The organism is Chromobacterium alticapitis (assembly GCF_002924365.1).
GTDB classification, from domain to species: Bacteria; Pseudomonadota; Gammaproteobacteria; order Burkholderiales; family Chromobacteriaceae; genus Chromobacterium; species Chromobacterium alticapitis.
Genome location: NZ_PQWB01000029.1, coordinates 69,867 through 91,951, shown reverse-complemented (window position 1 = coordinate 91,951; position 22,085 = coordinate 69,867). Strand labels below are relative to the sequence as shown.

24 protein-coding genes are annotated in these 22,085 nt (G+C 65.6%); 21 read left to right on the top strand and 3 right to left on the bottom strand.

Annotated features, from left to right (window positions below; genetic code table 11):
* Positions 1-55: 55 nt before the first annotated feature.
* Genes C2I19_RS08450 through yacG form a run of 5 tightly spaced genes read left to right on the top strand, consistent with a single transcriptional unit; the run spans position 56 to position 3,781 of the window.
* Positions 56-1,273: a type II secretion system F family protein gene (locus C2I19_RS08450; protein ID WP_103902260.1), complete on the top strand. Its 1,218-nt coding sequence runs from the start codon at positions 56-58 to the stop codon at positions 1,271-1,273.
* Positions 1,273-2,193, top strand: a complete 921-nt coding sequence (locus C2I19_RS08445; RefSeq protein ID WP_103902259.1) for a prepilin peptidase — start codon at positions 1,273-1,275, stop codon at positions 2,191-2,193. The genes C2I19_RS08450 and C2I19_RS08445 overlap by 1 nt, the downstream gene beginning before the upstream one ends.
* Complete coding sequence (coaE, locus tag C2I19_RS08440) at positions 2,178-2,792, top strand: dephospho-CoA kinase (RefSeq protein ID WP_103902258.1); 615 nt, start codon at positions 2,178-2,180, stop codon at positions 2,790-2,792. The genes C2I19_RS08445 and coaE overlap by 16 nt, the downstream gene beginning before the upstream one ends.
* 36 nt (positions 2,793-2,828) lie before the next feature.
* Positions 2,829-3,587: a cell division protein ZapD gene (zapD, locus tag C2I19_RS08435; RefSeq protein ID WP_103902281.1), complete on the top strand. Its 759-nt coding sequence runs from the start codon at positions 2,829-2,831 to the stop codon at positions 3,585-3,587.
* A 5-nt stretch (positions 3,588-3,592) separates the two neighbouring features.
* Positions 3,593-3,781, top strand: coding sequence for a DNA gyrase inhibitor YacG (yacG, locus tag C2I19_RS08430; protein ID WP_103902257.1), 189 nt, complete (start codon positions 3,593-3,595; stop codon positions 3,779-3,781).
* A 66-nt stretch (positions 3,782-3,847) separates the two neighbouring features.
* On the opposite strand, the gene C2I19_RS08425 is transcribed toward yacG, so the two are convergent.
* A complete protein-coding gene (locus C2I19_RS08425; protein WP_103902256.1) occupies positions 3,848-5,086 on the bottom strand; it encodes an N-acetylmuramoyl-L-alanine amidase in 1,239 nt (412 codons plus the stop codon).
* Positions 5,044-5,538, bottom strand: coding sequence for a tRNA (adenosine(37)-N6)-threonylcarbamoyltransferase complex ATPase subunit type 1 TsaE (gene tsaE / locus C2I19_RS08420; protein WP_103902280.1), 495 nt, complete (start codon positions 5,536-5,538; stop codon positions 5,044-5,046). Before tsaE ends, C2I19_RS08425 begins: the two co-directional genes overlap by 43 nt.
* Between tsaE and queG the strand changes: the two genes are divergently transcribed.
* Positions 5,537-6,613, top strand: coding sequence for a tRNA epoxyqueuosine(34) reductase QueG (gene queG / locus C2I19_RS08415; protein ID WP_103902255.1), 1,077 nt, complete (start codon positions 5,537-5,539; stop codon positions 6,611-6,613). The two genes, tsaE and queG, sit on opposite strands and share 2 nt — an antisense overlap.
* Positions 6,614-6,615: 2 nt before the next feature.
* Here the strand turns inward: queG and C2I19_RS08410 are convergent, their stop codons facing one another.
* Positions 6,616-7,032, bottom strand: coding sequence for a MaoC family dehydratase (locus tag C2I19_RS08410; RefSeq protein ID WP_103902254.1), 417 nt, complete (start codon positions 7,030-7,032; stop codon positions 6,616-6,618).
* A gap of 247 nt (positions 7,033-7,279) precedes the next feature.
* Between C2I19_RS08410 and C2I19_RS08405 the strand changes: the two genes are divergently transcribed.
* The 15 genes from C2I19_RS08405 to C2I19_RS08335 all read left to right on the top strand — a co-directional run bounded on the left by C2I19_RS08405 (position 7,280) and on the right by C2I19_RS08335 (position 21,944).
* Complete coding sequence (locus C2I19_RS08405; protein ID WP_103902253.1) at positions 7,280-8,029, top strand: electron transfer flavoprotein subunit beta/FixA family protein; 750 nt, start codon at positions 7,280-7,282, stop codon at positions 8,027-8,029.
* Positions 8,030-8,032: 3 nt separating this feature from the next.
* Positions 8,033-8,965: an electron transfer flavoprotein subunit alpha/FixB family protein gene (locus tag C2I19_RS08400; protein WP_103902252.1), complete on the top strand. Its 933-nt coding sequence runs from the start codon at positions 8,033-8,035 to the stop codon at positions 8,963-8,965.
* A 151-nt stretch (positions 8,966-9,116) separates the two neighbouring features.
* Positions 9,117-10,898: an acyl-CoA dehydrogenase gene (locus tag C2I19_RS08395; protein ID WP_103902251.1), complete on the top strand. Its 1,782-nt coding sequence runs from the start codon at positions 9,117-9,119 to the stop codon at positions 10,896-10,898.
* Positions 10,899-11,160: 262 nt separating this feature from the next.
* Positions 11,161-11,805 (top strand): type II secretion system protein N, encoded by a 645-nt coding sequence (locus C2I19_RS08390; RefSeq protein WP_158253661.1) that lies wholly within the window; start codon positions 11,161-11,163, stop codon positions 11,803-11,805.
* Between the two features lie 9 nt (positions 11,806-11,814).
* Positions 11,815-13,938: a type II secretion system secretin GspD gene (gene gspD / locus C2I19_RS08385; RefSeq protein ID WP_103902249.1), complete on the top strand. Its 2,124-nt coding sequence runs from the start codon at positions 11,815-11,817 to the stop codon at positions 13,936-13,938.
* A complete protein-coding gene (gspE, locus tag C2I19_RS08380; RefSeq protein WP_103902248.1) occupies positions 13,935-15,395 on the top strand; it encodes a type II secretion system ATPase GspE in 1,461 nt (486 codons plus the stop codon). The genes gspD and gspE overlap by 4 nt, the downstream gene beginning before the upstream one ends.
* Entirely contained in the window at positions 15,395-16,606 is a 1,212-nt protein-coding gene (gspF, locus tag C2I19_RS08375) for a type II secretion system inner membrane protein GspF (RefSeq protein ID WP_103902247.1), read from the top strand. The genes gspE and gspF overlap by 1 nt, the downstream gene beginning before the upstream one ends.
* 62 nt (positions 16,607-16,668) lie before the next feature.
* Positions 16,669-17,112 (top strand): type II secretion system major pseudopilin GspG, encoded by a 444-nt coding sequence (gene gspG, locus C2I19_RS08370; RefSeq protein ID WP_103902246.1) that lies wholly within the window; start codon positions 16,669-16,671, stop codon positions 17,110-17,112.
* Positions 17,113-17,127: 15 nt separating this feature from the next.
* Positions 17,128-17,604, top strand: coding sequence for a prepilin-type N-terminal cleavage/methylation domain-containing protein (locus C2I19_RS08365; protein ID WP_103902245.1), 477 nt, complete (start codon positions 17,128-17,130; stop codon positions 17,602-17,604).
* Positions 17,601-17,981 (top strand): type II secretion system minor pseudopilin GspI, encoded by a 381-nt coding sequence (gspI, locus tag C2I19_RS08360; protein ID WP_103902244.1) that lies wholly within the window; start codon positions 17,601-17,603, stop codon positions 17,979-17,981. Before C2I19_RS08365 ends, gspI begins: the two co-directional genes overlap by 4 nt.
* Entirely contained in the window at positions 17,978-18,559 is a 582-nt protein-coding gene (locus tag C2I19_RS08355; RefSeq protein WP_103902243.1) for a type II secretion system protein GspJ, read from the top strand. Before gspI ends, C2I19_RS08355 begins: the two co-directional genes overlap by 4 nt.
* Positions 18,556-19,542, top strand: a complete 987-nt coding sequence (gene gspK / locus C2I19_RS08350) for a type II secretion system minor pseudopilin GspK (protein WP_158253660.1) — start codon at positions 18,556-18,558, stop codon at positions 19,540-19,542. Before C2I19_RS08355 ends, gspK begins: the two co-directional genes overlap by 4 nt.
* Positions 19,499-20,689 carry a type II secretion system protein GspL gene (gene gspL, locus C2I19_RS08345; protein WP_158253659.1) on the top strand — a complete coding sequence of 397 codons (1,191 nt, stop codon included), beginning with the start codon at positions 19,499-19,501 and terminating at the stop codon, positions 20,687-20,689. Before gspK ends, gspL begins: the two co-directional genes overlap by 44 nt.
* The gene (locus C2I19_RS08340) at positions 20,686-21,198 is read left to right on the top strand and encodes a type II secretion system protein M (RefSeq protein WP_103902240.1); all 513 of its coding nucleotides are present in this window, start codon (positions 20,686-20,688) and stop codon (positions 21,196-21,198) included. Before gspL ends, C2I19_RS08340 begins: the two co-directional genes overlap by 4 nt.
* Positions 21,195-21,944, top strand: a complete 750-nt coding sequence (locus C2I19_RS08335; protein ID WP_103902239.1) for a type II secretion system protein N — start codon at positions 21,195-21,197, stop codon at positions 21,942-21,944. The genes C2I19_RS08340 and C2I19_RS08335 overlap by 4 nt, the downstream gene beginning before the upstream one ends.
* Positions 21,945-22,085 lie beyond the last annotated feature (141 nt).

Sequence of the window (22,085 nt, the reverse complement as noted above, 5' to 3'; positions counted from 1 at the left end):
GCCCCGGCGAATGGCGCGGCATGGCGTCTGGATGAAAACATGGAAGGTTGGAGTGATGGCGACGACAAAAAAAGCAAGCCCGGGACATATCTGGGAATGGGAGGGCAAGGACAAGAGCGGCCGCATCATACGCGGCGAGTTGCGCGCGGAGTCGGACAACGTCGCCAAGATGCAGTTGCGGCGGCAAGGCATCAATGTGGTCAAGATCCGCAAGCGCCGCGCCGGCTTCGGCCGCAAGATCACCGACCGGGACATCACGCTGTTCACACGCCAGCTGTCCACGATGATGAAGGCGGGGGTGCCGCTGCTGCAGGCGTTCGATATCTCGGCCAAGGGGCATAACAACCCGGCGGTGACGCGCCTGCTGCTGGAGGTGAGGGCCGACGTCGAAACCGGCATGTCGCTGGCCGAGGCCTTCCGCAAGCGGCCCTTGTATTTCGACAAGCTGTTCTGCAACATCATCGCCGCCGGCGAAACCGGCGGCGTGCTGGACTCGCTGTTGGACAAGCTGGCCACCTATAAGGAAAAGGTGATGGCCATCAAGTCCAAGATCAAGTCGGCGATGATTTACCCGACGGCCATCGTGGCCACCGCCTTCGTCATCACCGCGGTGATCATGATCTACGTGATTCCGGCGTTCAAAGACTTGTTCTCCAGTTTCGGCGCCAACCTGCCGGCGCCCACGCTGTTCGTGATCTGGCTGTCGGACTTGTTCGTCCATTACTGGTGGCTGATCTTTGGTTCCATCTTCGGCGGCATTTTCGCGTTCTTCTACGCCTTCAAGCGCACGCCCAAAATGCAGGAGCAGATGGACCGCATCCTGCTGCAGCTGCCGGTCATCGGCGACATCATCCGCAAGGCCACCATCGCGCGCTGGGCGCGCACGCTGTCCACGCTGTTCACGGCGGGCGTGCCGCTGGTGGAGGCGCTGGACTCGGTGGGCGGCGCCGCCGGCAACCAGGTGTACGCGGAGGCGACCAAGCGCATCCAGGCCGACGTCAACACCGGCTCCAGCCTGAGCTTTTCGATGCAGCGCACGGATCTATTCCCCAATATGGTGCTGCAAATGACGGCCATCGGCGAGGAGTCCGGCTCGCTGGACCAGATGCTGGACAAGGTGGCGGATTTTTATGAAGAAGAAGTCGATAACGCGGTTGCCGCGCTGTCCAGCCTGCTGGAGCCGGCCATCATGGTGATACTCGGCGTATTGATAGGGGGCTTGGTGATCGCGATGTACATGCCGATTTTCAAAATGGGCCAGGTGGTGGGCTGATGCTGCAAGACATCGCATGGTTGTTGGCCACGCATACGGCTTGGCTGGTGGGCGCGGCCCTGGTGTTCGGTTTGCTGGTGGGCAGCTTCCTGAACGTGGTGATCCATCGCATGCCGCGCATGCTGGAGGATGAGTTCCTAGCGGAGAGCGTGGGCTATCTGGCCGACTGCGAGCGGATGCCGGCGCTGCGGCTGGCGGCGCAAGGCGCGGCGGAGCAGCTGGCGGAGCGGGAGAGCTACAATCTGTGGCGTCCGGCCTCGCACTGCCCGTCCTGCAAGGCGCCGGTGCGGGCCTGGCAGAACATCCCGGTGCTAAGCTTTGCGCTGTTGCGCGGCCGCTGCGGCCATTGCGGCGCGCGGATCCGCCTGCGCTATCCGCTGGTGGAGCTGCTGTGCGGCGCGCTGTTCGGCGTGCTGGCCTGGCAGTTGGGTTGGGGCTGGCCCTTGCTCGGCGCCATGGTCTTGACCGCGGTTTTGCTGGCGCTGACTTTCATCGACCTGGACACCCAGCTGTTGCCGGACAGCCTGACCTTGCCGCTTTTGTGGGCCGGTTTGCTGTTCAATCTGTATACAGGATGGGTGCCCTTGTCATCCGCCGTGCTGGGCGCCGCGTTGGGGTATCTATCGCTGTGGCTGGTGTCGCAGGGCTATCTGCTGCTCAAGGGACGTCCGGGAATGGGCGGAGGCGATCTAAAACTGTTGGCCGCGCTGGGCGCCTGGCTGGGTTGGAGCATGCTGCCGCTGGTGGTTTTGTTATCGTCGCTGGTCGGGGCGGTGTTCGGCATCGCCATGATGGCGGCTTCGCGCATCGGGCGCGGACAGTACATCCCCTTTGGCCCGTATCTGGCAGCGGCCGGCTGGATCGCCCTGGCGTGGGGGCCGCAAATCGTGGAGGGCTATCTGTCATGGCTATCCCGGTAATCGGGCTGACCGGCGGCATAGGCTCCGGCAAGAGCGCGGCGGCGGAGCGTTTCTCCGAGCTCGGCGTGCCGGTGATAGACACCGATCAGATCGCCCATGCCTTGACTGGCCCAGGCGGCGCGGCGATGGCCGAGATCGGGCGGGAGTTTGGCCCGGAGGCGGTGGCGGCGGACGGCGCGCTGAATCGGGCTGCGATGCGGGAGCGCGTGTTTGCCGATCCGGACTGCAAGCGCAGGCTGGAGGCCATTCTGCATCCGGCGATCTACGATGAGAGCGTGCGGCGGCTGGAGGCTGCGCGCGGAGACTACGCGGTGCTGGTGGTGCCTTTGCTGTTTGAAAGCGGCCGCTATTTGCCGCTGTTGGCCCGCACGCTGACGGTGGACTGCCGCGAAGAGGTTCAGGTGGAGCGGGTCAGGCGGCGCAACGGCTTTACCGAACAGGCGGTGCGCGCCATCATGGCGGCGCAGTGCCCGCGGGCGGAGCGGCTGCGTCGCGCCGACGATGTCATAGACAATAACGGCGGCTTGGCAGAATTGAGACTTCAAGTCGATGCCAAACACGGTTATTATCTGGCAAATCTTGTCAATGCGATGTTTTAAGGCTTGCTGAAAGCCGTGGAGAAGGGCAGATCTGCCGTGATCAGTTTTGAATTTCCTGTCACCGAGCGCACCCGTATTCTGCTGCGTCTGGAATATTTGTACGGGCGGCTGGCCTACTTTGTCGGCAAGGATCACCCTTATGACCATCACGCTGCGCTGATGGTGCTGTTCGAGCTGATGGAAACCGCCTCGCGCGCCGACCTGAAAGCCGATCTGCTGCAGGAGCTGGAGCGGCAGAAGCAGCAACTGGAAGCGCTGCGCGAAAATCCCAATGTGGCCGAGGAGACGCTGGAGGGCGTGCTGGAGGAGATCGAGCGCGCTTCGAGCAAGCTGCTGGCGCTGACCGGCAAGTTTGGCCAGAATCTGCGCGAGAACGAATGGCTGATGGCGATCAAACAGCGCGCCGGCATTCCCGGCGGAACCTGCCAGTTCGATCTGCCGTCCTATCACCTGTGGCAGCAGAAGCCGGCCGAGGAGCGCCGCCAGGACATCCTGCGCTGGTCCGCGCCGCTGATGCCGACGGCCGAGGCTTCGGACATCCTGCTGCGCTTGCTGCGCGACAGCGGCAAAACCCATCATTATGTGGCGCGCAAGGGCGCGTTCCAGCAAATGTCGGGCGGCAAGGTGGTGCAGCTGATCCGCGTGGCCTACGACGATGGCCTGGCGCTGTTGCCCGAATTGTCCGCCAATAAATATGCGCTCAATATCCGCTTTGTCGGCGCCGTGACCGGAGAGACCCGGCCGCGCCAAACCGAGCAGGATGTCGAGTTTTACCTGACCAATTGCAAATTCTGAGTTTCATGCCCGAATCCGTCCGCATTGTCGCCTGTCCCACCTGCCGCGCCGAAGTGCGTTGGGAGCCGCAAAGCCGCTATCGCCCGTTCTGCAGCGAGCGCTGCCGCTTGATAGACCTGGGGCAGTGGGCCAGCGAGAACTACCGGGTGCCGGCCGAGGAAGACGCGCCGCCAGGCGAGCCGCCTGCGCATTGAACGCGCATCCGCCATGAAAAAACCGCCAGGCATGAAAACCTGGCGGTTTTGCTTGCGGCGTTCGGCTCAGGCGCGCGCGGCCAGCGCGACGCCGGAGGCGAAGTAGCTTTTGACGCCGCTGAAGATGGCGTTGGCCATTTGCTGCTGAAACTCCGCCGTGATCAGCCGCTGTTCCTCGTCCGGATTGGAGATGAAGGCGGTTTCCACCAGGATGGACGGGATGTCCGGCGCCTTCAGCACGGCGAAGCCAGCCTGTTCCACCGCGTTCTTGTGCAGTTTGTTCAAGCCGCCCAATTGTCCCAGCACCGTCTTGCCCAGCTTCAGGCTGTCGTTGATGGTGGCGGTCTGCGTCAGGTCCAGCAGCGTGTGCGCCAGATACTTGTCCTTGCTGGCGATCTTGACGCCGCCGACCAAGTCGGAGTTGTTCTCCGTCTGCGCCAGCGCCTTGGCGAAGGCGCTGGTGGCGCCTTTTTCCGATAGCGCGAACACGGACGAGCCGCGCGCGGCGCGGTTGGGCGCGGCGTCGGCGTGGATGGATACGAACAGATCGGCGTTGAGCTTGCGCGCCTTGGCTACGCGCACGCCCAGCGGAATGAACACGTCGTCGCTGCGCGTCATATAGGCGTGCATATTCGGTTCGGCGTCTATCAGCTGCTTAAGCTGATGGCCTATCTTCAGCACCACGTCCTTCTCTCGGTTGCCTTGCAGGCCGATGGCGCCTGGGTCCTCGCCGCCGTGTCCCGGGTCCAGCATCACGACGATGGGACGGTCGGCATCCTTGGCCTTGGGTTTGACGCGGGCTGGCGGCTGCTCCATCTTGCCCTTGCTGTAGTCTTGCAGCAGGGCCAGCAGCGGATCGTCCTGCTGGCCGTTGGGATAGAGGTCCACCACCAGTCTATTCTTGTATTCGGCGATAGGGGCCAGCGTGAAGACCTGAGGCTTGACCTCGGTCTTCAGGTCCAGCACCAGACGCACCGTGTCCGGGTCGAACTGGCCGGCGCGCGCGCTGGCGATGAAGGGATCGGCCTTGGCTATCTGGCTGCTGATGTCCTTCAGCACGCCGTTCAGCTGCACGCCCTGCAGGTCTATCACCATCCGGTTCGGATTGGCCAGCGTGAACTGCTTGTACTGGATGGCGGCGGCGGATTCCAGCGTGATGCGGGTGTAAGTGGAGGAGGGCCAGATGCGCAGGGCGACGATCTGGCTGTCGGCGGCCCGGCCGGGGCGGCTGACGGCTAACAGGAAAGTGGCGGCCGCGACGCCTAGCAGGGCGCGGCGGCTGGGGTCGAAAGTCGAATCAGGCATGACTGTCCGGTTTGAGTCTGAGCTTGGAAGTGATAAGTGCGACCGCTGCCGGTGACGGCAAGTTCCAGCGTGAGGTCGGCGGCGGGCAACAGGCCTTCGGCCTTGTCCGGCCACTCCACCAGGCACAGGCTGTCCTGGCCGAAATATTCGCTGAAACCGGCGTCGTTCCATTCTTCCGGATCGGCGAAGCGGTAAAGGTCAAAATGATGGACACTATAGTCGGGAAACGGGTAGCTTTCCACCAGGGTATAAGTGGGGCTTTTCACTTTGCCCTGATGGCCCAGCGCCGCCAGCAGGCCGCGCGTGAACGTGGTTTTGCCCGCGCCCAGATCGCCCAGCAGGTGGACGACGAGGCCTGGCCGGGCCGCGGCGGCGAAGGCGGCGCCCAGTGCCAGCGTGGCGTTCTCGTCCGGCAGGCTGCCCGACAGAACGCTGGTATCATCCATCGCCATGACTGAGAATTCTCCTCAAAAACCGGATTATCGCGAATTGTCGCGCCAAATCAAAGCCTGGGCGCGAGAGGCCGGCTTCGCCGACGCCCGGGTCGGCCGCGCCGAGCTGCCGCCGGAAGCCGAGGCGAGGCTGAACGACTGGCTGGCCGCCGGCTTCCACGGCGAGATGGACTATATGGCCCGCCATGGCGCGCTGCGCGTCAAGCCGACGGAGCTGGTGCCCGGCACGCTGTCCGTCATCTCGCTGCGGATGAACTACTGGCCCGCCTCCGAGCCGGCCGAGAACGTGCTGGCCAACCCGTCGCTAGCCTATCTGTCGCGCTATGCCCTGGGCCGCGACTACCACAAGGTGCTGCGCAATCGTTTGCAGAAACTAGCCGAGCGCATCGAAGCCGCCGTCGGCGCCTTCGGCTACCGCGTGTTCACCGACAGCGCGCCGCTGGCCGAGGTGGCGCTGGCCTCCCAGGCCGGCCTGGGCTGGCGCGGCAAACACACGCTACTGTTGACCAAACGCCAGGGCTCGCTGTTTTTCCTCGGCGAAATCCTGACCGATCTGCCGCTGCCGGAAGACGAGCCGGAGGAGGGGCATTGCGGCCGCTGCACGCGCTGCCTGGAAGTCTGTCCCACCGGCGCCATCGTCGAACCTTATACAGTAGACGCGCGGCGCTGCATTTCCTACCTGACTATAGAACTGAAAGGCGCGATTCCGCATGAATTGCGCCCTTTGATAGGCAACCGCGTGTACGGTTGCGACGACTGCCAGCTATTCTGTCCGTGGAACCGTTTCGGCGCTTTAACAGAAGAAACTGATTTTGCGGTGCGTCATGGCCTGGATGCGGTCAATCTGGTAGAACTGTTCGACTGGAGCGCGGAGCAGTTTCGCGAGCGCATGGCCGGCAGTCCGATCTACCGCATAGGCTACGCCAAGTGGCTGTCCAATCTGGCGGTGGGGCTGGGCAACGCGCCCGCTTCGCCGGAAATCGTCGCCGCGTTGCGGCGACGGCTGGACTATCCGGACGAGCTGGTGGCCGAGCCGGTGCGCTGGGCGCTGGGCCGGCACGGCGTGGCGTTTTGACCTTAGCCGCGCGAGGGCGCGATCACCAGCGATTCGCCTTCCAGCACCACCTTGTCGCCTATCAGGCATTCGGTGGTCAGGCGCACCCGCTTCTTCTCCGGAATCAGCTCGGTCACGGTGACGCGGGTGGTGACGGTCTGGCCGATGCGCACCGGCGCCTTGAAGCGGGTGGATTGGGACAGGTAAATGGTGCCGTAGCCCGGCAGGCGGGTGCCTATCACGCCGGAGATCAGGCTGGCGGTCAGCATGCCGTGCGCGATGCGGGTTTCAAACGGCGTGGACGCGGCGTAGAGCTCGTCCAGGTGCACCGGATTGTTGTCGCCGCTGACGGCGGAAAACAGCAGCACGTCGGCCTCGGTGATGGTTTTGCCGGCTTCGGCGCTTTGGCCGACGGCGAGGTCTTCGAAATAGACGGTCATGACAGCTCCAGTGGTTTATGACAATGAAATGCTGCGATGCGTCGACGCATTGTGACAGCTTCGGCTTGAAATGCAAACCCGCGGGAAATGACGTACTATCGATGCCGAGTTGCATTTTCACCACGCTTGTCGCGTCGGGCTACAAACCAAACGCTCGTTTGAAAATTGCTTGGGGCATAATCAGGCACAGCTGGCCGTTCTTTGCCTTCCGCGTTTCGATTAACCCACAGATGTTTGCTGGAGGAATATGAAAGTTCTAGTCGCAGTGAAGCGCGTTGTTGATTACAACGTGAAAGTCCGCGTCAAAGCCGACGGCAGCGACGTTGATGTCGCCAATGTCAAGATGTCGATGAACCCGTTCGATGAAATCGCCGTCGAAGAAGCCGTGCGTCTGAAGGAAGCCGGCAAGGCGACCGAGATCGTCGTCGTTTCCATGGGCGTGAAGCAGTGCGAGGAAACCCTGCGCACCGCGCTGGCCATGGGTGCCGACCGCGCCATCCTGGTGGAAACCGAGACCGAACTGCAGCCGCTGGCCGTGGCCAAGCTGCTGAAGGCGGTGGCGGACAAGGAACAACCGCAGCTGGTGATCCTGGGCAAGCAGGCCATCGACGATGACGCGAATCAAACCGGCCAGATGACTTCCGCGCTGCTGGGCTGGGCCCAGGGCACGTTCGCCTCCAAGGTGGACCTGGCGGCCGAAACCGTGGACGTGGTCCGCGAAATCGACGGCGGCCTGGAAACCGTCAAGCTGCGCCTGCCTGCCGTGGTCACCGCCGACCTGCGCCTGAACGAGCCGCGCTTCATCAAGCTGCCCAATATCATGGCCGCCAAGAAGAAGCCGCTGGACAAGACCACCCCGGCCGATCTGGCCGTGGACGTCGCGCCGCGCTTGAAGACGCTGAAAGTGGCCGAACCGGCCAAGCGTTCCGCCGGCGTCAAGGTGGCCAATGCCGCCGAACTGGTCGCCAAACTCAAGAACGAAGCAAAGGTGCTGTAAGACATGGCTATTCTCGTTATCGCTGAACACGACAACCAGAGCCTGAAGTCAGGCACCCTGAATACCGTCACCGCCGCCGCCAAGCTGGGCGAAGTGCATGTGCTGGTGGCCGGCCACAACGCCGCCGCCGCCGCCGAGGCCGCCAAGAGCGTGGCCGGCGTGGCCAAGGTGCTGCTGGCCGACGCCGCCCACTACGCGCACGGTCTGGCCGAAAGCCTGTCCGCGCTGGTGGTGGACTTGGCCAAGGGTTACAGCCACGTCCTGGCCCCGGCGTCCTCCTTCGGCAAGAACCTGCTGCCGCGCGTGGCCGCCTTGCTGGACGTGGCGCAGATTTCCGAAATCACCGCCATCGAGTCGGCCGACACCTTCGTGCGCCCGATCTACGCCGGCAATGTGATGGCCACCGTGCAATCGTCCGACGCCATCAAGGTCATCACCGTTCGCACCACTGCCTTCGACGCGGCTGGCCAGGGCGGCTCCGCCGCGGTGGAAGCCATTTCCGCCGGCGCCGACAGCCAGCTGTCCGCCTTTGTCGGCCAGGAGCTGACCAAGTCCGATCGTCCGGAACTGGGCTCGGCCAAGGTCATCGTATCCGGCGGCCGCGCCCTGGGCTCGGAAGAGCAGTTCAAGGCCGTGATCGAACCGCTGGCCGACAAGCTGGCCGCCGCCGTCGGCGCTTCGCGCGCCGCCGTGGATGCCGGTTACGCGCCGAACGACTACCAAGTGGGCCAAACCGGCAAGGTCGTGGCGCCACAGCTGTACATCGCCGTCGGCATCTCCGGCGCGATCCAGCACCTGGCGGGCATGAAGGACTCCAAGGTGATCGTCGCCATCAATAAGGACGAAGAGGCCCCGATCTTCCAGGTGGCCGACTACGGCATCGTCGGCGACCTGTTCACCGTGGTGCCGGAGCTGGTGGCCGAACTGTCGAAGTAAGCGACAGCCGGGGGCGACCGCAAGCGCCCCCGACCGAGCAGGCAACATAGCCGCCGGAACACACAACAGCAACCGGCGCCCTGCATGAGCGCCGGTTTTTTCATGGCTTGCGCTGAGCGGGCCAACGCGAGAGAAGCAGAGGAGAAGCGCGATGATTTATCACGCCCCAGTCAAAGACATTCGATTTGCCCTGAACGAGCTGGCCGACCTGCCGGCGATCTGCGGCCTGCCGGGCTACGGCGAGTGCTCGGTCGAACTGACCGACGCCGTGCTGGAAGAAGCGGCCAAGTTCGCCGAAGGCGTATTGGCCCCCATCAACCGCCAGGGCGACCAGGGCGCCAAGTGGAAGGATGGCGACGTGACCGCCGCGCCGGGCTTCAAGGAAGCCTGGCAGCAATATGTGGAATCGGGCTGGGTGGGCCTGCGCGCGCCGGAGGAATATGGCGGCCAGGGCATGCCGGCGCTGGTAGCGGCGGCGGCCGAAGAAATGTGGTGCGCGTCCAATCTGGCGTTTTCACTGGCCCCGCTGCTGACGCTGGGCGCGGTGGAAGCCATCCATCATCACGCCTCGGATGAGCTGAAAAATATCTATCTGCCGATGATGGCTGGCGGCCAGTGGACCGGCACCATGAATCTGACCGAGCCGCAAGCCGGCTCCGACCTGGCCCAGGTGCGTTCGCGCGCGGTGCCCGCCGCCGACGGCAGCTATCGCATCAGCGGCCAGAAGATCTTCATCACCTGGGGCGAGCACGATATGGCCGAGAACATCGTCCATCTGGTGCTGGCCCGGTTGCCGGACGCGCCGCCCGGCGTGAAGGGCATCTCGCTGTTCATCGTGCCCAAGTTCCTGGTCAATGCCGACGGCTCGCTCGGCGCGCGCAACGACGTGCGCTGCGTGTCGCTGGAGCACAAGCTGGGCATACACGGCAGCCCGACCGCGGTGATGAGCTTCGGCGACAACGACGGCGCCGTGGGTTATCTGGTGGGCGAGCCCAACAAGGGCCTGAACTATATGTTCACCATGATGAACCATGCCCGCCTGGGCGTGGGCATCGAGGGCATGGCGGTGTCGGAGCGCGCTTATCAAAAAGCGGTGGAGTACGCGCGCGAGCGCGTGCAGAGCCGCGCCGTCGGCTCGCCCGATCCGGCCGGCGTGCCCATCATCCAGCATCCGGACGTGCGCCGCATGCTGATGACCATGCGCGCCCAGATCGAAGCGCAGCGCTCGCTGACCTTCTACGCGGCCGCCGCGCTGGACCGCGCCGCGTGCCACCCGGTGCCGGACGAGGCCGCGCGCAACCAGGCGCTGCTGAACTTCCTGATCCCCATAGTCAAGGGTTGGAACACCGAGCAGGCCAACGAGATCACCAGCTTGGCGGTGCAGGTGCACGGCGGCATGGGCTTCATCGAGGAAACCGGCGTCGCCCAGTATTACCGCGACGCGCGCATCACCGCCATCTACGAGGGCACCACCGGCATTCAGGCGCTGGACCTGATAGGCCGCAAGACGGCGATGGAGCATGGCGTCACCGCGCGCGCCCTGCTGGCGGAAGCGCAATCCACCGCCGCCAAGCTGCAGGCTGCCGGCTTCGACAGCATCGCCCGCAATCTGGCGGCCGCCATTGCGGAGGCAGAGCGTTGCGTGGCCTTCATTCTGGAAACCTTCGGCAGCCAGCCGCAATTGGCCGCCGCCGGTTCCGTGCCTTTCCTCAAGCTGATGGGCATCGCGCTGGGCGGCTGGCAGCTGGGCCGCGCCGCCTTGATCGCCAAAGACAAGTTGCAAGAGGCTGACGCGGATGCGGACTTCCTGAACGCCAAGATCGTCACCGCGCGCTTCTTCGCCGAGCACCTGCTGCCGCAGGTTTCCGGCCTGGCCGCAGCCATTCTGGGCGGCGCGGACAGCGTGCTGGCGCTGGCAGACGCGCAGTTCTGAGCGGGATTGGCTTTGCATATGACGCCACGGCATGCCGTGGCGTTTTTTATGCGAGAATGCAGAAAATTTGGCTGAACGGGCTGTTTGGCAGGATGTAAATGGGCGTCAATACCCGCGTGCGATTGATTGTCGGCAAATATTAACGCCGACTTAAATTTCAAGCGTCATCAAAACCGCCATTAAACTATTGCAAAATGCCCCTCTTGCTGCTTAATCTAGCGTGCCTGCAATGGCATTTGTTCAGCATATTTTGGATAACGGGATGTCGATGGGCTTCGGGGAATACACCAAAAAAGGCCGCAAGCTGGACTTGGGCCGCCTGCGCTTGCCAAGCAAGCCATGGCATAAGGCGCTGCCGGCGCTGGCCGTGGGCGCGCTCGCGTTCTGGGTTGGCCAGCAACTAAGCGTCTGGCTGTCCCCGGCCGCGCACGCTTATCGCGCGCTGGCGCCAGCCCAGCCGCAAGTGGCTGCCGCGGCAGTCGCCCAGTCCCATTGGTTCGGCGAGGCGCCAGCGCAGGCGGTCGCCGCGCCGCCGCCGATTCGCCTGCTTGGCGTGTACGCGCCGTCCTTGCCGGGCGTGCAGGGTTTCGCCGTCGTGGACAACAATGGCCGCGCCGAGCCGTTGCTGCAAGGCAAGCAAACCGCCGATGGCTGGGAGCTGGTGAAGGTCGCGCCCAACGGCGTGACCATCCGCTCCGGCGGCAACGAGCAGTTCGTTCCGCTGCAGGCGCGACATGGCGGCGCAGGCGGCGGCGACTCCGCCCCGCAACAGCCTGCCGCCATGCCAGGCATGGCGCCGCCGCCGCAAATGCCGGGGGCGGTGCCGCTGCCGGTGCCCGACCAGAACGCCGTACCTGATGCCCAGCCCCAACCCGCGGTCAATCCCGCCGCGATGATTCGCCAATAAGAGAGCGCAATGCGAATTTCCAAACTCGTCGCCACCCTGGCCCTGATCTATAGCTGTCAATTGCTGGCGGCGCCGCAAAACGACACGGTAATGCTCAACTTCGTCAACGCGGACATCGAAACCGTGGTCAAGGCGATAGGCGAAATCAGCGGCAAGAATTTCCTGATCGATCCGCGCGTCAAGGGCACGGTCAACATCGTTTCCAGCCGGCCGGTGCCGCGCGCCTTGTCCTACCAAGTGCTGCTGTCGTCCTTGCGTCTGCAGGGTTTCGCCGCGGTGGAGGGCGACGGCGTGATCAAGATCGTGCCGGAGGCGGACGCTAAACTGCATGCGCGCGCGATCAAGGGCATGCCGCGCGGCGACGGCGACAGGCTGATCACCAAGGTGTTCGCGCTGAAAAACGGCAACGCCAATCAATTGGTGCCGGTGATCCGCCCGCTGGTCTCTCCCAACAACACGGTGGCGGCGTATCCGCAGTCCAATGCCTTGATCGTCACCGATTACGCCGACAATATCCGCCGCATCGAGTCCATCATCGAATCGGTGGAGGCGGCCTCCTCCGGCGACACCGCGGTGATTCCGGTGTTGTTCGGTTCCGCGGTGGACCTGGCTTCCACCTTGAACAAGCTGCTGCAGGACGGCGGCGGGGCCGAGGGCGGCAAGACCAGCATCCTGGCCGACCCGCGCGCCAATATGCTGATGGTGCGCACTGACGCGCCGGGCAAGATAGGCAAGATCAAGAGCCTGCTGAAGATGCTGGACCAGCCCAGCCAGGCTGGCTCCAATGTGCGGGTGGTGTATCTGAAGAATGCCCAGGCGGCCGAGATCGCCAAGACCCTGCGCGCATTGCTGGCCAGCGAAAGCAGCCCGGTGCAGGGGCGCAGCGTGATCAGCGCCGCGGCCGGCGGCGGCAGCGCTAATCTGATGAGCGGCGTCAGCGGCGGCCAGTCTGGCGGCGCCGCGCCGGGTTCCGGCAATGCCGCGCCGAGCGCCGCGCCGGTGCTGGACAACGGCGCGGCGGCCGCCGCCGCGTCCTCTGGCCCGGCCGGAGCGGGCGTGGCCGCCATGATACAGGCGGACAGCAACAGCAACGCGCTGATCCTGAACGTGCCGGACCCGATGTACCAAAACCTGCGCAATGTGATCGACTTGCTGGACAAGAGAAGGGCGCAGGTCTACGTCGAAGCGCTGGTGATGGAAGTCACGGCCAGCCGCGTCAACAAGATAGGCGTGCAATGGTCGGCCAAAATCGGACAGAACGGCCTGGCCGGCGCCTCCTTTCCCAACGGCAAGCCGATTCTTGGCGCGCCGTCGACGACGGACAGCACCGGGCTGGGCACGCTGGTCAACAGCCTGACCAATGGCGGCTTGACCGCCGCCATCATCAACAATATCACGGTGGGCGGGGTGCAGATTCCGACGCTGGGCCTGCTGGCTCAGGCGCTGGAGCAGGAGGCCAAGGGCAATCTGGTGGCCAGCCCGCAGCTGGTGACCATGGACAACGAGAAGGCCAAGATCGTGATCGGCCAGGAAGTGGGCGTGCTGAGCGCCTCGTATCCGGCCGGCTCCAGCGGCACCTCCAACGCGCCATACAACACTTATGACCGCAAGACGGTCGGTTTCGCGCTGGAGATCACCCCGCAGATTTCCGAGGGCGGCGCCATCCGGCTGAAAATCAGCCAGGCGGCCGACTCCATAGATTCGACCACGCTGAGCGCGGCGGCCGGCCCCACCTTCAGCCGCCGCATGCTGGACACCGTGGTGACGGTCAACGACGGCGGCCTGGTGGCGCTGGGCGGCCTGACCCAGGATCAGATCAGCAATGCGGAAGACAAGGTGCCGCTGCTCGGCGATATCCCTTACCTGGGCAATCTGTTCAAGTACCAGGACAAGGAGCGCAAGAAGACCAACCTGATGATCTTCATCCGGCCCACCATCATCCGCGACGAGATCGGCAACAGCGCGGTGGCGGGAGAGCGCTACGGCTATGTGATGGGAGACTTGCAGAAACAGACGGACAGCAAGCTGCCGTATGATCTGAACGATGCGCTGAAAGCGCTGCCGAGCAAAGGCATCCGCGGTTCGCTGGATGGCCTGAGCCAGGCCGAAGACAAGGCCAAGGCGGCGCAATGATGCAGGCCAAGCTTTCCACGTTGCTGCCGTTTCCGTTCGCCCGCGCCAACGGCGTGATCCTGCTGGATAGCGAGGCCGGCCGCGTGCTGCTGCTGCGCGAAGACGCCAAGCCGGCGGCCTGGGCCGAGGCGCTGCGCCTGCACGGCGGGCCGCTGGTGGGCGCGGAGACGCTGACGACCGCCCAGTTCGAGAAACGGCTGTCTGAACATTACGCCAGCCGCGACGGCGCGGCGGCGGAAATGGTGGACGATATCGGCCAGGACATGGACCTGAACCAGATGGTCGAATCCTTGCCGACGGTGGAGGACTTGCTGGAAAGCGAGGGCGACGCGCCCATCATCCGCATGATCAACGCCTTGTTGACCCAGGCGCTGCGCGACGGCGCCTCGGACATTCACATCGAAGCCTTCGAAGACCGCTCGGTGGTGCGCTTCCGCCTGGACGGCACGCTGCGCGACGTGGTCAGCCCGCACCGCGCGTTGCACGCGGCCATGGTGTCGCGGATCAAGATCATGTCCGGCATGGACATCGCCGAAAAGCGCATCCCGCAAGATGGCCGCATCTCGCTGCGCCTGGGCGGACGGCCGGTGGACGTGCGCGTTTCTACATTGCCCACCAGCCACGGCGAGCGCGTAGTGCTGCGTTTGCTGGACAAGGAAAACGCGCGCCTGGACCTGGCCACGCTGGGCATGGCCGCCGACACCCTGGCATCGGTGGACAAGCTGATCAATCAGCCGCACGGCATCCTGCTGGTCACCGGCCCCACCGGCTCGGGCAAGACCACCACCTTGTATGCCGCGTTGTCTCGCCTGGATGCCAGCCACACCAATATCATGACGGTGGAAGACCCGGTGGAGTACCACCTGGACGGCGTGGGCCAGACCCAGGTCAATCCCAAGATCGATATGACTTTCGCCAAGGCCCTGCGAGCCATCCTGCGGCAAGACCCGGACGTGGTGATGATAGGCGAAATCCGCGACCTGGAAACCGCGCAGATCGCGGTGCAGGCGTCCTTGACCGGCCACTTGGTGCTGGCCACCCTGCATACCAACGACGCCGCCAGCGCGGTGACTCGTCTGACCGATATGGGCGTGGAGCCCTTCCTGCTCGCTTCGTCCCTGCTGGGCGTGATGGCGCAGCGGCTGGTGCGCCGCGTCTGCCCTGAGTGCAAGGCGCCGCATCCGGTGCCGCTGGAAGACGAGCCGGGCGTCGTGCATTACCGCCCGGTGGGCTGCCCGGTCTGCGCCCAGTCCGGCTACAAGGGGCGCTACGGCGTGTATGAATTGATGCTGGTGGACGACGCGATGCAGCGGCTGATCCATGACCGCGCGTCCGAGCAGCGCCTGCGCGACCACGCGCAGCGCCACGGCATGCGCAGCCTGCGCGACGACGGCCTGCGCTGGGTCAAGGCCGGCGAGACTAGCCTGGAAGAAATCCTGCGGGTGACGAGAAGCTGATGGCGGCCTTCAAGTACACCGCCTACGACGCGGCGGGCAAAGAGCAGAGCGGCCTGTTGGAGGCCGACTCCGCGCGCGCCGCCCGCGTGCAGCTGCGCGATCGCGGTTTGTTGCCGGTGACGGTGGACGGCGTCAACGCCAAGAGCGGCGGCGCCGCCAGCAATGTGCTGCGCCGCGGCCTGCCGCGCGCCGAGCTGGTGATGATCACCGAGCAGCTGTCCACGCTGCTCAACGCCGGCCTGACGCTGGAAAAAGCGCTGACGGCGGTGACGGAGCAATCGGAAAACCCGCGCAGCCGCACGGTGCTGGCGGCCCTGCGCAGCGACATCCTGGAGGGCAAGAGCTTCGCCCAGGCCCTGTCCGCCGCGCCGGGCGTGTTCTCGCCGCTGTACCGCTCGCTGGTGCAGGCCGGCGAACAGTCCGGCCATCTGGACATGGTGATGGCGCGGCTATCGGAGTACCTGGACAAGCGGCAGAACACGCAGCAGAAAGTGACGCTGGCGCTGGCTTATCCGGCCGTGGTGACCTTGGTGGCCATCCTGGTGGTGAGCGGCCTGATGAGCTACGTGGTGCCGCAAGTGGTCAGCGTGTTCGCTCAGACCAAACAATCCCTGCCTTTCCTGACGCGCGCGCTGATGGCCTGCAGCGATTTTCTGCGCCAGTGGGGCGTGGTCATGCTGATCGCCATCGTCGCCTCGGTGACGCTGTTCATCCGCGCTTTGCGCGCGCCGGCGCTGAAGCGGCGCTTCCATGTGCGGGTGCTGAAGCTGCCGGTGTTCGGCCGCTTGTTCCGCGCCCTGAACACCGCGCGCATGGCCAGCACCCTGTCCATTCTGGTGGGCTCCGGCGTGCCGCTGCTGACCGCGCTGGAGACGGCGCGCGGCCTGATGACCATGCTGCCGATGCAGGACGCGGTGGCCGACGCGATGGCCAAGGTGCGCGAGGGCGTGTCGCTGTCGCGCGCGCTGCATGCCAGCCGCCAGTTCCCGCCGGTGCTGATCCACCTGATTTCCAGCGGCGAGGCCAGCGGCACGCTGTCGCACATGCTGGACCGCGCCGCCCAGCAGCAAGAGCAGGAGGTGGAGCGCAAGCTGGCCACCTTCACCACGCTGATGGAACCCTTGCTGATCCTGGTGATGGGCGGCATGGTGCTGCTGATCGTGCTGGCCATCATGATGCCTATCGTCGATATGAACCAGATGGTGCATTGAGGCTATCGAAATTGAAGCAACCCGGCATGGCCCGTCCTGCCGGATCAACTGACGGAGAGGCAATGAAACAGTTGAAACACGCCGCCCAGCGCGGCTTTACCCTGATCGAAATCATGGTGGTGATCGTCATCCTCGGCGTGCTGGCCGCGCTGGTGGTGCCCAAGGTGATGAGCCGCCCGGACGAGGCGCGCGTGGTCGCCGCCAAGCAGGACATCGGCGCCATCAGCCAGGCGTTGAAGCTGTACCGGCTGGACAATGGCCGCTATCCCAGCACCGAGCAGGGCCTGCTGGCCCTGGTGCAGAAGCCCTCCGCCGCGCCGGAGCCCAAGAACTGGAAGCCGGGCGGCTATCTGGAGCGCCTGCCCAAGGATCCGTGGGGCAATGCCTACCAGTACGCCGACCCAGGCACGCACGGCGAAATCGACATCTGGAGTTTCGGCGCCGACGGCCAGCCGGGCGGGGAAGGCAACGACGCCGACATCGGCAACTGGGACAGCGGCAAGTAAGCCGGAGCGCCTGATTTGAACCGGCTAGCGCGCGCGCGCGGTTTCACGCTGATCGAGGTGATGGTGGTGATGCTGATCATCGGCGTCCTGGCCACCACTGTCACGCTCAGCCTGAAGCCGGACACTCATCGTCAGCTCAGCGACGAGGGCTACCGCTTCGCGCGCGTGCTGGAGCAGGCTGGCGACGCCGCCGAGATGGGCGACGCGCTGGCGCTGAGCTGGAGCGGCAAGGGCTATGTCTTCAGCCGCCAGGACGAGGATGGGGTCTGGAGCAAGGCGACGGATGAATTGCTGGCGCAGCATGAGTGGCCGGATGGCATCGCCGGCGGCGGCCTGCTGCTGGACGGCCGGCCGTGGCCGGAAAACAAGCCGCTGATGCTGTGGCAGGATGGCCGCGCGACGACGCTGGCGCTGCAATTGAACGGCGCCGGCCGCAAGCTGACGGTGCTGCAGTCGCCTTTGGGACGGGTGACGGTGGCGGACGGCTCATGAAGCGGCAGCAAGGCTTCACCCTGTTCGAGGTGCTGGTCGCGCTCGCCATCATCGCGGTGGCGCTGGGCGCGCTGCTGCGCGCCACCGGCCTCGCCGCCGACAACGCGGAAGGCATGGAGCTGCGCATGCAGGCCAATTGGGAGGCGCAGAACCAGATCGCCGCCATGCAGGCGCTGCGGCAGTTTCCCGAGCTGGGGACGCAGGCCGGCGAGAGCAAGGAAGACGGCCAGGCCTGGCGCTGGGAGCGGGAAGTCGGCGGCACGCCGAATCCGAACTTCCGCAAGGTGGTGGTGCGCATCCTGGCGCCGGGCGTAGGCCATTACGTGCTGGCCGAGGTGACCGGCTATCTGAGGCAACAGCCGGGAGGCGGCGGTTGAGCGCGAAAGCACAAGGCGGCATGACGCTGCTGGAAATCCTGGTGGCGATGAGCCTGTTGGCCATTCTGTCCGTGATGGGCTACAAGGCATTCGGTTCGCTGCTGATCGCGCGCGAGCGGCTGATGCAGACCGGCGAGCAGTGGGTGGATACGGCGCGGGCCTTCCGCCGGCTGGAGAGCGACTTGACCAGCCTGCAGCCGCAGGCCAATCAGGCCGATCCGATGCAAGGCCAGATGCTGGGCGCCAGCACCATGACGCTGCAGCAGGACGGCAACGGCCAGACGCTGGCGCTGGAGTCGGTATCCACGCGCTATCCGGGCGGCATGGAGAGGATTATCTATCACGCCGGCGCCAAGGGGTTGTCATGGTCGGCTGGGGAGGCCGGCGGCGGGCAGCCGGCGGTCTATCCGCTGCTCGGCGCGGAAATGAAGGCGGGGTGGCGGGTATTGCTGAACGATGGCAGTTGGCAGGACGCCTGGCCCAGCGGCGACGCTCAGGGCCGGGTGGCGCGGGGGCTGGAAATGCGCGTGGGCATGCCGGGCGGCCGCGTGGCGCGCCGGCTGTGGACCCTGCCATGAGGCGGCGGCAATCCGGCATGGCCGTGATCATGGCGCTGCTGATCGTGGCGCTGGCCACCACCGCCGCCAGCCTGGTGCTGTGGCAGCAGGGCCTATGGTGGCACCAGCTGGAAAACGACAAGAGCCGCGCCCAGCTGCGGCTGGTGGCCGAGGCCGGCCTGGGCTGGGCCATGGAGATCCTGCGCTTCAACAATGTCAGCGGCGGCGGCGTGGTGGCGCAGTCGCAGCTGTGGGCGCAGCCGCTGCCGCAAACCGAGGCGCAGGGCGTCAAGGTTGGCGGCGCGCTGAGCGATTTGCAGGGGCGTTTCAACATCAACTCGCTGGTCAACGCCCAGGGGCAGGTGGACAAGGATCAGCTGATGTTCTATCGCGACTTGCTGAAAACGCTGAGCCTGCCCAGCACGCTGTCCGAACCGCTGCTGCGCAAGCTGCGCGGCCTGTCTGACAAGGAAGACCCGCTGACGCAGAGCGAGCAGGACGCCGCGCCGCGGCCCAGCCATCCGCTGGCGCGGGTGGAAATGCTGCGCTGGCTGCCTGGCTATACGCCCGAGGTCATGGATACGCTGCTGCCGCATATCGCGGCGCTGCCGCCGCAGGCGACGGCCATCAACGTCAACACCGCCACCGACAAGGTGCTGAAGACGCTGATGCCGGGCATAGGCGACGGCAATCTGATGGTGCTGATGAAGCAGCGCCAGGCCGTGTATTACAAGGACAAGGCGGACTTCCTGGCCAGGCCGCCCGGCAATCTGGTCAAGAGCAACTTTTCCAATATGGTGGGCGCCACGTCCAATTATTTTCTGCTCGACAGCCGCTCCAGCTACGGCAAGGCCAAGCTGCGGATGCGGGCGATGATTTACAGCAATCTGAACGTCGTCAGGCTGGTGTGGCGGCGGGACGGCAACGACGACCGCGGCGCGCGGTCGGATGGAGAAACGAATGACGACGCTGCGACTCTATCTGCGGGCCGGCTGGCCCGATAGCGAGCCGGGCCTGGCCTGGGCCTTGCTGGGCGCGCGCGGCGAGCTGGCGGCTCAGGGCGACAGCGCGCCAGGCGGCTGGCCCAAAGCGGAGCACTGCGAGCTGGTGCTGCCGGCAGGCCGCACGCTGTTCGGCGAGGTGAAACTGCCGGACGCGGTCAAGCAGCCGACGCCGGCGGTGATAGGCTTCGCCTTGGAAGAGGGGCTGGGCAACGACCCCGCCGCCAATCTGTACTCGCTGGGCGAGACGCGGCCGGACGGCCGCCGCTCGGTGGCCGTCACCGAGGCCATGGGCGTGCGCCGCGCGGTGGCCATGCTGAAAAGCCTGGGCCGGCTGTGCGACCGCATCGTGCCGGAGGAGTGCCTGTTGCCGGCGCCGCCGGCCGACGGCTGGAGCGTGACGCGGCTGGCCGACTGCTGGCTGGTGCGCGCGGCCTCGCCGTTCGCCGCCAGCCTGCCGCGCGGCGGCGCGGCGCTGGAGCAGGCTTTGTTCAGCTCGCTGCTGGCGTTGTCGGCGCCGGCGCGGCTGAGTTTGAGCTGCATGGACGGCGCGGACGAACTGCTGTCTAGGCTGCCGGGCTGGCAAGGCGAAACGGCGCGCGGCGAGGCCTATGACTGGCGAAGCGGCCGCCGCCAAGGCGGCTTCGACTTCGCCCAAGGCGAGCTGGCGGCCAACCGCCGCTGGCGCGACTGGGCGCCGTCGCTGAAGCAAACCGGCTGGCTGCTGGGCGGCCTGCTGGCGGCGCAATTGGCGCTGACGCTGGGCCAGTCCGCCTGGTACGCCTGGCAGAAGCACAGCCTGTCGAATCAAATCCGGTCCGCGGCCACGCCGTGGATAGGCGGCCAGGCCTTGCCGGGCAGCAGCGCGCTGCCCATGCTGCGCGCGGTGGACAAGCTCAGGCTCAGCCACGGCCAGCCTGCGCGCGACGATATGGTAGAGCTGATGGGCGCCCTGGCCGCTGCGGCCGGCCGCGATCTGCAGGTTCGAGCCATGGAATACGAGGCCGGCAGGCTCAAGCTGCAGGCGGCGGAAGTGCCGGCTGAAACGCTGGCGCGCTGGCGCAAGTTGCTGGCGGCGCGGCAGATCATGCTGGACGCGGCGAGCAGCCAGCCGGGCAGCAAGCAACTGGTGGTGGCGCGGGAGCCATGACGATGAAAGCGTACAAGCAACAGTTTCTCGAATACTGGGGCCAGCGCACGGCGCGCGAGCAGCGCCTGCTGGCCGCCATGGCCGTCGTGCTGGGTGCGGCCGTTTTGTATCTGGGCATCTGGGAGCCCGCCAACAACTCGCTGCAGCGCAACCGCGCGGCGGTGGAGCGGCTGCAGGCAGAACTGGGCATGGTGCAGGCCCTGGCCGACGAGGCCGCCAAGCTCAAGCGCCAGCCGGCGCAGACGCCCTTGGCGGGCAAGGATCTGATCCCGCTGTTGCAGCAGACGGCCAAGAGCCAGGGGCTGCCGGCCGCGCTGCAGTTCAGCGCGGAGGGCGACAGCGGCGTGAGCATGGAAGGCGTGCTGGGCTTCGACGACTGGGTGCGTTTTGCCGGCGTGCTGGCGGCGCAGCAACAGGTGCGAGTAGTGAATGTGAAGGTGGAAGCGCAGCCAGCGCCGGGCCAGGTCAAGATCAAGGCGCTGCTGGCGCATGCGGGAGCAGAGGCATGAGGCGCAAGATAGGCAAGTGGCTGCTCCTGGCTCTGCTGTTGCTGGCGGGGGCGCTGTCGGCGCTGCCGGCCAGCTGGCTATCCTGGCCGGTGGCCCGCTTCAGCGACAAGCATTGGGACGTCAACCAGGCCAAGGGCAGCGTGTGGAACGGCAGCGCGCAGCTGGTCTATCTGGGGCCGGCCGGCGAAGTGCAGGCGATGAGTCCGCTGGCCTGGCAGTGGCAGCCCAAGGCGCTGCTGTCCGGCCTGCTGGCGTGGCATCTGGACAGCGCGGGCCAGCCGGGCTTGCTGCAGCTCGGATTCGGCAAGCAGGAGGTCAGGGGGCTCGCGCTGTCGCTGCCGGTGGCGGCGCTGGCCAATCTGTCCAAGACCTGGCAGGCGGCGCGGCTGGGCGGCGAGCTGCAACTGAATATTCCGCAACTGGCACGCCAGGGCAAGGAAATCAGCGGCAACGCGCAGCTGACTTGGCGCGGCGCGTCCACGCCGCTGACCGCGGCTCTGCCTTTCGGCAGCTATCAGCTGGATGTGGCGGGCACGCCGCAAGGGCTAAGCTTGAACCTGTCCACGCTGGAAGGTCCGCTGATGCTGAGCGGGCAGGGCAGTTGGCCGGCCGGCGGCGCCTTCAGCATGGCCGGCTCGGCGGATAGCCCGCCGGACAAGTACGATGCGCTGAAGCCGCTGATGCTGATGCTGGGCCAGCCTTCCGGTCCCACCAGCGTCAGTTGGCAGTCCAAGACTGGCATGTGACGGTTTTTTTGCAAAATTCGGCCGATCGATATTGTGCAGTCGCAAAATGCGCGATACTATAGAAAGGTTTAACCAACGGGACAGGCGCGAGGCGCCGTGTCCCGTTATTCACATAAGAAATTTGAAAATCCCTTGGTGTAA